General features: G+C 49.9%; 11 protein-coding genes and 1 pseudogene. 3 read left to right on the top strand and 9 right to left on the bottom strand.

From position 1 onward, the window contains the following. The gene (locus MKQ68_RS13830; RefSeq protein WP_264279649.1) at nt 1–2,499 is read left to right on the top strand and encodes a zinc-dependent metalloprotease; all 2,499 of its coding nucleotides are present in this window, start codon (nt 1–3) and stop codon (nt 2,497–2,499) included. A gap of 66 nt (nt 2,500–2,565) precedes the next feature. Here the strand turns inward: MKQ68_RS13830 and MKQ68_RS25920 are convergent, their stop codons facing one another. From MKQ68_RS25920 to MKQ68_RS13855, 5 genes and pseudogenes are all read right to left on the bottom strand, one after another. Continuing rightward, nucleotides 2,566–3,108 (bottom strand): OB-fold nucleic acid binding domain-containing protein, encoded by a 543-nt coding sequence (locus MKQ68_RS25920; protein ID WP_432803745.1) that lies wholly within the window; start codon nt 3,106–3,108, stop codon nt 2,566–2,568. Nucleotides 3,109–3,122: 14 nt separating this feature from the next. Then, nucleotides 3,123–5,768: pseudogene (locus MKQ68_RS25925) on the bottom strand (helix-hairpin-helix domain-containing protein); the annotation flags it as partial. Nucleotides 5,769–5,782: 14 nt separating this feature from the next. Then, the gene (locus tag MKQ68_RS13845; RefSeq protein ID WP_264279650.1) at nt 5,783–7,387 is read right to left on the bottom strand and encodes a Y-family DNA polymerase; all 1,605 of its coding nucleotides are present in this window, start codon (nt 7,385–7,387) and stop codon (nt 5,783–5,785) included. 1 nt (nt 7,388) lies between these two features. Continuing rightward, the gene (locus tag MKQ68_RS13850; protein ID WP_264279651.1) at nt 7,389–8,120 is read right to left on the bottom strand and encodes an ImuA family protein; all 732 of its coding nucleotides are present in this window, start codon (nt 8,118–8,120) and stop codon (nt 7,389–7,391) included. Nucleotides 8,121–8,279: 159 nt separating this feature from the next. Further along, complete coding sequence (locus MKQ68_RS13855; RefSeq protein WP_264279652.1) at nt 8,280–9,227, bottom strand: alpha/beta fold hydrolase; 948 nt, start codon at nt 9,225–9,227, stop codon at nt 8,280–8,282. Between the two features lie 118 nt (nt 9,228–9,345). On the opposite strand from MKQ68_RS13855, the gene MKQ68_RS13860 reads away from it, so the two are divergent. After that, on the top strand, nt 9,346–10,020 hold the full coding sequence (locus tag MKQ68_RS13860) for a DUF2625 domain-containing protein (protein WP_264279653.1): 675 nt from the start codon (nt 9,346–9,348) through the stop codon (nt 10,018–10,020). Nucleotides 10,021–10,107: 87 nt separating this feature from the next. Here MKQ68_RS13860 and MKQ68_RS13865 read toward each other — a convergent pair whose 3' ends face one another. After that, on the bottom strand, nt 10,108–10,653 hold the full coding sequence (locus MKQ68_RS13865) for a sugar O-acetyltransferase (protein ID WP_244845706.1): 546 nt from the start codon (nt 10,651–10,653) through the stop codon (nt 10,108–10,110). A 108-nt stretch (nt 10,654–10,761) separates the two neighbouring features. Between MKQ68_RS13865 and MKQ68_RS13870 the strand changes: the two genes are divergently transcribed. Next, the gene (locus tag MKQ68_RS13870) at nt 10,762–11,349 is read left to right on the top strand and encodes a YjaG family protein (protein WP_264279654.1); all 588 of its coding nucleotides are present in this window, start codon (nt 10,762–10,764) and stop codon (nt 11,347–11,349) included. Between the two features lie 36 nt (nt 11,350–11,385). Here the strand turns inward: MKQ68_RS13870 and MKQ68_RS13875 are convergent, their stop codons facing one another. The 3 genes from MKQ68_RS13875 to MKQ68_RS13885 form a co-directional block, all read right to left on the bottom strand. Further along, on the bottom strand, nt 11,386–11,688 hold the full coding sequence (locus tag MKQ68_RS13875) for a hypothetical protein (RefSeq protein WP_264279655.1): 303 nt from the start codon (nt 11,686–11,688) through the stop codon (nt 11,386–11,388). Between the two features lie 73 nt (nt 11,689–11,761). Beyond that, nucleotides 11,762–12,205, bottom strand: coding sequence for a hypothetical protein (locus tag MKQ68_RS13880; RefSeq protein WP_264279656.1), 444 nt, complete (start codon nt 12,203–12,205; stop codon nt 11,762–11,764). 121 nt (nt 12,206–12,326) lie between these two features. Further along, a complete protein-coding gene (locus MKQ68_RS13885; RefSeq protein WP_264279657.1) occupies nt 12,327–12,521 on the bottom strand; it encodes a YwbE family protein in 195 nt (64 codons plus the stop codon). Nucleotides 12,522–12,526 lie beyond the last annotated feature (5 nt).

Below are 12,526 nucleotides of genomic sequence, written 5' to 3' on the forward strand. Positions count from 1 at the left end.
ATGCTTAGATCTAACATTACATGGATAGCGCTGCTTGCAATGGGCACGGCTGCATACGGGCAGAAGCCCGCTTCACCGAAAGACAGCGTTGCCAAAAAAACGGATACCATCCCCGCTGTTATTAAGCCCTACGCACAAGTCATTACTGCCAAATCGAAAAGCTACGCAGGCATGTTTACGGTGCATCAACTGAACAACCGCATTTACTTCGAACTGCCGGATTCGATGCTTGGCCGCGAGATACTCGTGGTGAACAGGATTGCGCGGGCAGCAGCCGGCCCCAGACCGCAAATGACTAACTATGCCGGCGATCATATCGGTGAAAACGTGATCCATTTTGAGAAGGGACCGGATGATAAAATATTTATGAAGCTGATGCGCTTCAACGAACGGTCGGCCGACACGACACCTAATGGCTTGTATCGTTCTGTGCTCAATTCCAACTTCGAACCGATTGCGGCAGCGTTCCCCGTAAAGGCTTATCATAAAGAAGCGAATAGCACGGTGATAGATGTAACGGATTATCTCAACACAGAAAATGAGATCTTCTATTTCTCCGCCCAGCTGAAAACCGTGTTGAACATCGGGGCCGTGCAGGCAGATCGGTCTTATGTTTCATCGGTGAAAGCCTTTCCTATGAACGTTGAACTGCGCTCCGTACGCACCTACATGAAATCCGGGGCGGCTGCCGCATCAACTATACCAGATACCTATGAATTAAACAGCTCTATGGTGTTACTGCCAACTGTGCCGATGCAACCGCGTTACTTCGATGCGCGTGTAGGCTTCTTTGCACGTGGTTATGTAGATTTTGATGCAGATCCACAGGGTGTAAGAGAACGTTACCTCATTACCCGCTGGCGTCTGGAGCCAAAGGAAGAAGACATGGAAAAATATACACGCGGCGAATTGGTGGAACCGAAAAAGCCGATCATCTATTATATTGATCCCGCTACACCAAAGAAGTGGGTGCCTTACCTGATCGCGGGCGTAAACGACTGGCAAAAAGCCTTTGAGCAGGCAGGTTTCAAGAACGCCATCAAAGCTTTACCGGCGCCAACAGACGATAGCACCTGGAGTATGGAAGATGCGCGGCATAACGTGCTGGTGTATAAACCTTCGGCCGTACCGAATGCAAGCGGTCCGCACGTACATGACCCACGCAGCGGGGAGATCATCGAATCGCACATCAACTGGTACCACAACATCATGCAACTGGTACGCAACTGGTACATGGTGCAGGCCGGCGCGATCGACCCCGGCGCCCGCAAAATGCAGTTCGATGATGAGCTGATGGGACAACTGATCCGTTTTGTATCCTCACACGAAGTAGGGCATACCTTAGGTCTTACCCACAACTTCGGCTCCAGCTCCACCATACCGGTGGAAAAACTGCGTAACAAAAAGTACGTGGAAGCGCATGGGCATACCCCATCGATCATGGACTATGCCCGCTTTAACTATGTGGCGCAACCGGAGGATAATATTGGCAGGGCGGGCATCTTTCCGCGCATTGGAGAATACGACACCTGGGCTATTGAGTTCGGTTACCGTTGGTATCCGCAATTCAGGAGTGCGAAAGACGAGGCGCCTTATCTGAACAAACTGATCATCGATAGCCTGGCAACGAATAAACGCCTGTACTACGGCAATGAGTTTAACAGCAGCGATCCCCGCGATCAGAGCGAAGACCTGGGTGATAACACTGTGCTGGCGAGCCAATACGGCATCAAAAACCTGCAACGCATCCTGCCCCAGCTTAAAACCTGGACGCGCGAACCCAATGAAGGATATAACGCGTTAAAAAACATGTACGAGGAAGTATTGAGGCAATACCGCCTGTACAATGTGCAGGTACTGAAAAGTGTGGCCGGCGAGTATGTTACGCCAAAAAGCGTTGAGCAGCCCGGTGTGATACTGGAGCCTGTTGAATATGAGCGCCAGAAAGCAGCCATGAAGTTTTTATGCGACAACCTGTTTACCACACCGCGCTGGATCGTGAACGACTCATTGACTGCCCTCACGGGTGTCGACCCTATGATTCACCTGAGTGCCGGACAGTTTGCCGTATTGATGAAATTGCAGGGATCAGGTACACTTATGACGTTGTTGAAGGCGGAAGAAACGAACAAGGGCCGGAAGTTATATAAAGCGACAGAGTTCCTGGAAGATATGAAGCAGGGCATCTGGGGCGAGTTGTACAATAATAAGCCGATAGAAATGCCTCGCCGCAATTTGCAAAAAATGTATGTGGAGAATGCGTTCAAGTCATTCGTTGCCACCAACGAGATCGTGGGGCGCAATAACGGGAACGGTACTATTTTTTATGTCAACCCCGATCCTACTGCAAACGATGTATCGAGCATCATGCGTGTACACCTGGGTGCTTTGCGCCAGGATGTATTGCGAGCGATCCCTTTACAGTCGGGCGTTTCGAAGTATCATTTACAGGATATTGCGAACAGGATAGAGCAGGCGTTGGAAGGAAAGAAGAAATAATCAGCCATTTTGATACCTGAGCAAGGCCTCCCGGGTGGGAGGCTTTGCTTTTTACTGCGCACGACGTTACCTGAAATTCCGCGCCTGCGGAAACACAATTTCCTGCGCGCTTTCACGCACCTGCGTTCTTTTGTCCTGGCTCGGAAAGTCTGGCAGGGGCTTTTCATCAGCACGCGCGAGGGTGAGAACATTGGGATCTTTTTGCGAGGAATTGAGCAGGCGTAATAGTTTAGAAAGATCGTAGCAACGTTTAACGACGACGTGAATTACTTCGCCTTCGCGTTGCAATTTACCTTCTACCATGAGCAGGCGGGCATGCAGGATCTCTTTGCGATATTTTTCGAAGAGACTTTCAAACACCACGAGGTTGGCGGTGCCTGTTTCGTCCTCAATCGTCATAAAACATACGCCGCCGGCAGTTCCCGGGCGCTGCCTGACCAGTACGAGGCCGGCAATTTTCAGCGGTGTGCCATTGGGAATACTGAACAAATCACGGGCAGATACGATATGCAGTTGCGTGAGTTTCTCTCTTACAAAACTTACCGGATGGGCTTTGAGGGATAGGGATAAGCTCGCATAATCTTCTACCACATGTTCGGATAGCTGCATGGCGGGCAATTTTACCGGCTGCTCCTCCTCTCGCTGACCAGTGAATATACCGTTCGGGCGTCCTTCCCGGACAGACACGGCCCATAGCGCCTGGCGGCGGTCGAGGCCCATCGAACGAAAAGCATCTGCATCGGCCAGCTTTTCCAAAACCGGGGTGGTCATGCCGACATTGTGCATCTCATCGATACTGGTATAACCTTCACCACGATGCGCTGTGAGCAACATCGCATCTTCCTGCCGCATGCCCTTTATCTGCCTGAAACCAATGCGTAATGCAAAATAGCGGCCGTGCATAGGCTCAAGCGTATTATCCCACATGGAGTGATTTACATCTGCCTCCCGAACTTCCACGCCGTGCCTTCTCGCATCGATCACGATTTGAGCGGGTTGATAAAAACCCATCGGCATACTGTTGAGTAAGGCGCAGGCAAATACATCCGGGTAGTGGCATTTTATGTAGCAGGAAACGTATACCAGCAATGCAAAACTGGCAGCATGACTTTCCGGGAAGCCGTAACTACCAAAGCCTTCCAGCTGTTTGAAGATGCGTTTAGCGAAATCAAGTTCGTAACCGTTTGCCAACATCCCTAAGACCAGTTTTTCTTCGAACTGACTGACCAAACCTTTCAGCTTAAAGGTCGCCATGCTACGACGCAACGCATCCGCCTCGGACGGCGTAAACCCGGCCGCCTGTATCGCAATGTTCATCGCTTGTTCCTGGAAAAGGGGGACGCCTAAGGTTTTCTTCAGGATACTTTCCAGTCCGGGAGGATAGTCGACCGGTTCCTCCTTATTACGCCTGCGCAGGTAAGGATGCACCATATCACCTTGTATAGGGCCGGGACGAACGATCGCCACCTCAATCACCAGGTCATAAAACACCTTGGGTCTTAAACGCGGCAACATCGATTGCTGGGCGCGGCTTTCAATCTGGAACACACCAATCGTATCCGCGCGGGAAATCATTTCATACACCTCATCATCATTATTCGTAAACCCAGCCAGCGTCCATGTTTTTTTATGATGTTGTTTTCCCAGGTCGAAGGCTTTGCGGATGCAGGTGAGCATGCCCAATGCCAGCACATCTATCTTCATAAATCCTAAGGCATCAATATCATCCTTATTCCATTCGATGCAGGTACGATCTTCCATGCGCGCATTCATGACCGGACACAAATCAATGAGTTTGCCCCTCGTGATCACGAAACCGCCGGTATGCTGCCCTAGCTGCCGCGGAAATCCCATAAACTGCGCAGTGAGGTCCAGTATTTTATGCAAGTGCTTATCCCCCGGGTCCAGACCTTGTTCTGATATCCTTTTTCTTCGAACCACTCGTCTGTATATTGCCAGATGCTGCCAGACAACCTGTTGATCGCATCTACCGACAAGCCCATCGCCTTGGCTACATCCCTGAGTGCGCCCTTTTGATGTTGTTGCGTAACCGTTGCAACGATTGCAGCACGATCGCGGCCATATTTATGATAGATATATTGGATCACCTCTTCACGGCGCTCATGTTCGAAGTCAACATCAATATCCGGGGGCTCATTGCGGGCAGATGAAATAAACCGTTCGAACAACAGATCGATCTGCGTGGGATCAACCGACGTGATACCCAAGCAGAAACAAGCCGTGGAGTTCGCGGCAGAGCCACGTCCCTGACAAAGAATGCCTTGCTCACGGGCGAAGCGCACAATATCGTAGACGGTGAGAAAATAAGATGCATAATTCATCCCCTCGATGAACTTCAATTCATATTCGATGGCCTGCGCCACCTTTGTGGGCAGCTCTTTACCGAAATGCCGATGCGCACCTTTCCAAACCTGGTAAGTCAATTCTTCCTGCGGAGTACGGCCTTCGGAAGTAATTTCTTCCGGGTATTCATACTTCAGTTCATCCAGCGAAAACGTACAGGCATCTGCGATCTCTGTTGTTCGTTCCAATGCCTGCTGGTAAAGGCGGAACAGGCGTTCCATTTCAGGAATGGGTTTCAGGTATCGTTCTGCATTGGGATGAAGGCGGTAACCGGCATTGTAAATCGTACACTTTTCCCTTACACAGGTAAGTATATCCTGCAACTCGCGACGTTCGGAGCAATGATAATGCACATCATTGGTGATCACCATCGGCACCTCTAATAGCGAAAGTGCATACAGGTATTTATTATCATCCCCCTGGTAATAACGCGTAGCAGCTAGGTACAGCTGATCACCAAATATGTTACGATACTCCCTTAACGCCTGTTTAAATTCAGGCTCAAATGTAAAGTGAGCATTTAGTTTAGAGGGAGGGATGGCAATGATCTTCATGCCTTCCGCATGTTCGTACACATCTTTTTTATACAGATGGCATTCGCCTTTTTCAGCACGAAGATTACCTGAGGACAGCAACCGGCATAATCTTGAATACGCTGCCAGGTTGGTGGGATACACCAGCAAACTGGGGCCATCCATAAGATCGAGGCGGCAGCCTGTAATAAACCGGATGCCATTTTTTTGCGCCGCTACATGCGCACGCACCACACCTGCCAGGCTATTACGATCGGTGAGTGCAATAGCTGTATAACCGAGTACGGCGGCCTGCTCTACCAGTTCGTGCGGATGCGAGGCCCCACGGAGGAAGCTGAAATTAGACGTTACTTGTAATTCGATGTACTGCATACTGCACGTTATCGTTACGCAAAAAAACCATGAATGAACCACTGAAAAGTTCGTTCCTCATCATAGTGTCCGAGGCGGAACAGCCAGTAACGGCGGCCCAACTCGTCCTCCACGGTGTAATAGTCACGGTGCTGCCCTTGCTGCAGCCACCATTCCTGCTCGATGCGCTCTGGTCCATCGGCACGTTTGATTGTATGTAAAACGCCTTTGTACCGGAAGTTCATCGGCGGATAATCCGGGATAGGCGCGGCAACTACTATCAGTTCCGGTTGCGGTAGCAGGAGAATGGGCCTTGGCCTGTCCAGCCGCCAGGGAATATCCGGTTCCTCATGAAAAGAGGTCGCTGGTTTGACCGCCCGTTCCGGCCAGTAGTGTTCTGCCGGCAGGAAACGTTTGATCTGCGCTGCACCGAGACGTCCCGCCAGGCGGTCGAGTAACTCTGCGAGGGCGGTATCCTGCAGGCTGTTATCCTGCCGCCAGATGGCATCCTGTACATGGCTCACCTCTTCTACCTGTGGGGCTTCGAGTACGAAGAGTTCAATGCCCAGGTCCGGACGAATACTCCGGATCTTATCTTCAAAAAGTTTGAAGATATGTTTTGCGTTATGAGACGGCCGGTTGGTTTGCACGCCGACCGTTTCTACACGCCCATCGACACAATAACATTTCAGTTGTGCGATGCGCAGACCTTTTTCCTCATGCGTTAAGCGGTTACACATCATTGCCAGCAAGTTTTCCAACGCCATCTCGATCCCTTTGGCAGTAACGATCGGTTCGAGGCAAGGTAATCGCTCCTGGTATAATTCGGGAGAGATGACCGGCGTAATAAATTCCTGCTCGCGACCAAATGCCTGATCGAGCCGTAGCAAGGTTTGCGGCCCAAAACGTTTACGGAGCGACGTTCTTGGCAGCGCTGCGAAACTCTGTATATCGCGGAGGCCTAGTTTGTACAGGCGTTCCTGGACGGTAGCGTCTATGCGGAGTGCAGCAGGCGGCAGTGGTAATAGTGCGTTGAGATGTTCGCGGGGGCGGATAACGATTGCTCCAGGATGCACGGCGTCTCGGGCAGGCGTTGTATGCTGCAAGGTTACTGCATCCGAGACTATTGACGCTGTATGTTTACTTGCCGTTGCCTGCTGATTCAAGTCGACACTATACCTCGCAAACGCCCATGCACTCCCCACCGTATCTGCCATAGCAGCGCACAGCTGATAACCTTTCTTGCCGAGCCTCTCCACAAGATCGTTTACGTAAGCCTGCTCGCCACCCCACAGATATGCGCAACCGGAAGCATCCAGCACAATACCATCCGGCGAATCGACTGCAGCTATTGGTGTATACCGGATACACCATTCCGCAATCCCTTTTAATAATTTATCACCTAACTCCGGCCGGTCGTCTAATACTTCCAAGCCGGATAAAATAGAACGCGCATCCGCCACTACCATTCCCACTGCTACGCCTCCTTTTTCTGCCAAACGATTAGCAGCGGTTATTACCATACGTCCATGTACCGGCAACGCCAATACAAAAGGCATATCTTTCAACCTGGGTTGACGAAGCGTGAACCAATCCGTTTTGAGATAACGGAACCACAACGACACAAAACGCTGCTGCATATCACCCGGTTTGTTTTTGAGGCTGCCGGGAAATAACAGGTTTAACATGCAGATGCCTGAACCTTCCTGCTACCCACTCCATTTCCCAAACACCCGGTTTACCATTACGCACTTTCATCAACGACACTTTCCATCTTGGAAAACCAACACCCGGCATTTCATCATCCTGCAAACTTGGCAACGGCTCAATTACCCAGCGTGTCACACAAGCAGTAGTACTCATATGGCGAGGATTGCGGAGCACCACAAACCCAGTTACGTTACTATTTTCAACCGCGAGTTGTAGCCGCCGGGATGCTTTAAAACTCAACGCTCCCACTTCTCCCACTACAGCAGCCAATCCTTCACAACGAAGCGCTTCCTCCATCGCCCACAACAACTCTTTATCCTGCCGCGCCTGTACAAAAATCACTTTATCGGCCTCGATACCAAATGTTTTTAAAGCAGGCGGATAAAGCGTTCCGGCAGCACCGATCCATAATATCACACCATGTTGCTTCATCAGTAAGGACAGCAGCCCGGCCATGAATCCATTCGTAGCCGCTGCGCCTTCCTGGCTATAGCTGACCAGCTCATGCACCGCTCCCACCGGGAACGTTGCATTCGGAAAAGCAAACTTCATCGGGCCGAGACCAAAGTTCAGCGAAGGATTGCTGAGCTTTGGCTTCAGGCCTTGCAACGGGAGTAAATCCCGCCGCAGTTGGGCGATGATGTCTGCTTTTGCGGAGGGCATTGAAAGTGTCTATAATTACAGTGCGAATATTTTTAGCGAAAATACTAAAATTTTTAGCTAACAATATTTCATTTCTGCAGATGTTGATAAGTTTTATCCCCTGCTTTAAATAAAAAGAGCCGGATACTTAGGTATCCAGCCCTTTATACGTTGATAAATTTATTTTTTAGCCCGCCCCACATTCCGCACCACCGCATCCGCCATCTGCCCCAAAAACCTTTCCGACACATCATGCCCCATTCCTTCCACCACGACCAACTCGCATCCCGGAATCGTAGCCGCCACTTCCTTACCGGATGCCACTGTTACTAATGGGTCCGCATCTCCATGAATCACCATTGCTGGTACTTTTATTTTTGCCAGATCAGGACGACGATCGCAATTATCGCCAATGATCACAGCGGCGGCGTGACGGGCAGTGCCTGTAGGATACCAGGCGCGGTTAATATGCATTAACGCGCGCTGCTTACGCAGCGCTTCACCGTCTGTACTACCCAATGCCTTGTATATACCCGCCATGTAGTTCGACAATGTATCCGCATGGGTACTGGCCGGGGGCGGGGTCATCATCGCTGCCATGGCTTCGGGTTTGGCAGGCGGTAGCTCAGGATTGCCGGAAGAGGCCATCACGCTGGTAAGGCTACGCACGCGATCAGGAAAATTAATGGTGAGGATTTGCGCGATGGCACCTCCCATAGAAACGCCAACGATATGGGCTTTGTCGATCTTTAACGCAGTGAGTAAACCGGTGGCATCTTTGGCCATATCCAGTAAGGTATAAGGCAACGGGGCCGGACCACATTTTTTGATCAAAGGGATGATGCCCGCCCAATCAGGCTGACCGAGCGAGTCGAGATGTGTCGTTAAGCCGGCGTCGCGGTTATCGAAACGGATAACGCGGTAGCCACGACCAGCAAGGTCTTTACAGAAAGCTTCGGGCCAATCGGTTAATGGAGAACCGGTACCATTGATGAGCAGGATGGCTTGCTTGTCGGGTTTACCAAAAGATTCGTATGCAATGGTGATGCCATTGGCTTGTACTTTACCAGGCTGGGCTTGCGCCACGAAAGGACTGAGGGCTACAAGCACTAATAAGATTTTTCTCATAACTAAGTTTTAGACGTGGATCAGCTGCCAATATAATTAATGCAAATTTATCTGCATAGAAGGAAGCCGACATCTATATAACCGAAGAATTAATTATTTTACAAGCCACTCACAAGATATGAAAGAGATCAACGAACTGATAAACCTGGACGAACCAGGATGGCCGCTCGTACAGGAATGGATCAGCGAAGCCACGAACCTGGTGGAAGTATTGCCAAACGATGCCGCCCAGGCGGAGGCCGCGCTGTACCAAACGCAGGTCACCACCCGCTCTCCCATGGGCGCCATTATTCATAGCACTGGTGGCATACTGGTCGATAATGGCTGGTTGCGTATACTCGGATCGGGCAGTGCGAAATTAAATCGCAGTCTGCCGGCATGGAACCTGGGCAAATCTTTCGAGCAACCTGGCGATGCCCCCTCTTTCCTCCTGGTGGCAGACGATGCAATTGGCGGCTTCTGGGCGATCAATGGCGGTGAGTTCGGCGAAGATACAGGCAACCTGTACTATCTAGCCCCAGACACGCTGGAATGGGAAGAAACAGAACTCAGCTACAGTGAGTTCCTTACTTTTTGCTTCAATGGCGACCTCGACGAGTTTTATGAAGGCTTCCGCTGGAAGGGTTGGGAAAAGGATGTTAGCGGATTGGATGGCAACGAAGTATTCAGCTTCTATCCTTTCCTGTGGACGAACGAAGGCAAAAACATCGATAAACTGGAGCGCAAAAAAGTGCCTGTACAGGAAGCTTACCAGCTAGCACAGGAACAACGCGATACTTTCGAAGAAGAATAATATACAAAGTGCTATATCTAAAGTACGCTGACCACCCTGGCATCCAGTAAAATGGCCAGCGTACTTTTGATACAGCCTTTCATTTTATCAGGACTTAGGTACTACTCTCGCAGGATTCCCTACCACGGTCGCGCCCGCAGGAACATTTTTAGTGACCACACTGCCCGCGCCGATAATCGCATCATCCCCTACAGTTATACCGGGCATTAATAACGCCCCACCACCAATCCACACATTTTTACCAATATGGATCGCTTTACCCGATTCCAGTCCGGCTTTACGCTGCTCAGGATCGCGCGGGTGATCGGCGGTGAGTATTTGTACACCAGGACCGATCTGTGTCATATCACCGATGTGTACGGGCATTACGTCCAGGATAATGCAATTGAAGTTCATAACCACACCATCTCCCAACAAAATATTATAGCCATAATCGCAATGGAACGGCGGACGGATATTTACCTGCTCGCCTACTTTGCCTAAACCTTCCTTCAGTAATGCCTCACGTTCTTCGGGGGCTGACTGGTTGTAACGGATCATCCACCGGGCATTGGCGAGGCTATCGGCCTGTAACTCGGGCGAACCGGCGTTGTATAACTCGCCGGCCAGCATCTTTTCTTTCTCTGTGCGCATATGGTTTCTTTTCTGAAAGATACTTTAATCAACTGAAACTGAGCCCTTCCGAAGAGGTATAGAAAAATACGATAGGGAATAATTGATTTCGTCCTTATCTTGGACGTTATGTATATTAAAAACCTGGGGAATCTGAAAGGCTTGGGCTACCATAAACAGCTCGCCTTCGCCTACCTGGCCTGTGAAAGATTATACCCGAATTATGTTCATTTCTCCAATAAAAATGCTTTTGGCGACCCGGCCATCCTGAAGGAGGCCATCCAGTTCGTACGCGCTGCCGTATTGGCTAAAAATATCAATCAGACCCAACGCGAACGGTTACTGCATATCGTAAACGAACACACGCCGCTGCCGGAAGATTTCGGAACGGCACTGGCTTCGGCCGCACTCGACGCTACTTCGGTTATTTTTCATACACTGGATTTCATGAGCGACCAAAACGCCGCATCCCTGGAAGATATTTCCAATGCTGCTACCGATAGTGTACATATCTACATACAGGAAAATTTATCGCTCAATTTTCAATCGCCCGACTTCGAGAACATCATCCTTCAACACCCGCTGATGTTACAGGAAGTACATATACAGGAAGGCATTATCACCTATCTGAGTAAAATCGGCGAAGTGGAGGAAGACGACCTGGAAACGCTGATGGCGATGCAGGACAAGGAAGGAAAAGGAAACCTTGGGTTGTAAATACGACCCTTTCCTATGATGTTACAGAACGCGCGCCTATTCGAATTTAATTTCGCGCATTTCGTTGATCAGCTGCTCTTTGGTAATACGCTCGAATGTTTTCTCCGGGCGCTTTTCCAGCGATTCCATGTCTATATGCTCAAACTCTGCGTAATACCGCATATCGTCGGCCGGCAAGGCACTAAAATCTGAATTGGAAATATATACCAGTTTACTCTTACGTACCAATCCTACCGCATGTTCATCCTCGTCCCAAAAGCTGGTGGCTGTCCAGAAGTCAGTAGGAAAGGCTTTTTGAATAGCCTCTACTATGTTTAGAATGGCTGTGTCTTTATTCATATTGCAATCGGTTTAACTCCGCGGGGAAGTGCCATTTCTTTCCCGGGGGATTCAATTTACGACATCTGGACCGTTAAACCTCGCCTTTGCCACTGAATTTTAGCCGTAAATAAGTAATTTCTACATCTTCCCCGGCATCCAGCTCCTTCCCTGCAACAGTCATGCAGTAGTCGCCGGGTTGTTCGCCGCTGTTACGGAAGTACAGGAAATAGCAATCCTCATTAGGAACATACTTCTTTTCATACTCCGGGTACAGGCCGAAAAAGTCTGCCAACTCGAGGTCGAACACGCCCGATAGACTCACCGTCGCAATGCCTTCCGGCTGGTAATCGAACTCCCAGGTGTTGATGTAAAATTCGTTATTACGGATGATCAGCCGCTCGTCCAACTCTTCCTGCTCGCCTTGCAGTACATTGCCTAACAGCACCACACTGCCGCGGTGTTCTCTCAGGAGGCTGATAAAATCGCTCAGGTTGTGACCATTGAGCAGAATGTTATTTAACTCATTGAGGGTCATATAGGGGATGATTGAATACTAAAAACAGGTTAACGTGAAACAGGGATACCTACAAATTAAATATAATATTTTATGGCGGGATGTTATCTTTTTTTAAGCCAGGGGCTACGGCCTTCGCAGGTTAACCTTCAATCTGGGCCACACGACCTACCTGACCGTCTTCCAGCCGCACTTTAATACCGCGGGAATGATAAGGCGCAGAGGTAAGTATATCTTTTACAACACCCGGCGTCAATTTGCCGCTGCGCTGGTCTTTTTTCAGGATGATGGATACCTCTAAACCCGGATAAATGTCTTTTCTGTACCTGCCATGCATAATCT

Origin of the sequence: Chitinophaga horti (genome assembly GCF_022867795.2) — a bacterium.
In the GTDB taxonomy this organism is placed as follows: Bacteria; Bacteroidota; Bacteroidia; order Chitinophagales; family Chitinophagaceae; genus Chitinophaga; species Chitinophaga horti.

What these genes read in the sequence shown, in the direction of transcription:
- MKQ68_RS13830 (WP_264279649.1), top strand. Translation starts at nt 1, where the DNA reads ATGCTTAGATCTAACATTACATGGATAGCGCTGCTTGCAATGGGCACG.
- MKQ68_RS25920 (WP_432803745.1), bottom strand. Translation starts at nt 3,108, where the DNA reads ATGCAGCTATCCGAACATGTGGTAGAAGATTATGCGAGCTTATCCCTA.
- MKQ68_RS13845 (WP_264279650.1), bottom strand. Translation starts at nt 7,387, where the DNA reads ATGCAGCAGCGTTTTGTGTCGTTGTGGTTCCGTTATCTCAAAACGGAT.
- MKQ68_RS13850 (WP_264279651.1), bottom strand. Translation starts at nt 8,120, where the DNA reads ATGCCCTCCGCAAAAGCAGACATCATCGCCCAACTGCGGCGGGATTTA.
- MKQ68_RS13855 (WP_264279652.1), bottom strand. Translation starts at nt 9,227, where the DNA reads ATGAGAAAAATCTTATTAGTGCTTGTAGCCCTCAGTCCTTTCGTGGCG.
- MKQ68_RS13860 (WP_264279653.1), top strand. Translation starts at nt 9,346, where the DNA reads ATGAAAGAGATCAACGAACTGATAAACCTGGACGAACCAGGATGGCCG.
- MKQ68_RS13865 (WP_244845706.1), bottom strand. Translation starts at nt 10,653, where the DNA reads ATGCGCACAGAGAAAGAAAAGATGCTGGCCGGCGAGTTATACAACGCC.
- MKQ68_RS13870 (WP_264279654.1), top strand. Translation starts at nt 10,762, where the DNA reads ATGTATATTAAAAACCTGGGGAATCTGAAAGGCTTGGGCTACCATAAA.
- MKQ68_RS13875 (WP_264279655.1), bottom strand. Translation starts at nt 11,688, where the DNA reads ATGAATAAAGACACAGCCATTCTAAACATAGTAGAGGCTATTCAAAAA.
- MKQ68_RS13880 (WP_264279656.1), bottom strand. Translation starts at nt 12,205, where the DNA reads ATGACCCTCAATGAGTTAAATAACATTCTGCTCAATGGTCACAACCTG.
- MKQ68_RS13885 (WP_264279657.1), bottom strand. Translation starts at nt 12,521, where the DNA reads ATGCATGGCAGGTACAGAAAAGACATTTATCCGGGTTTAGAGGTATCC.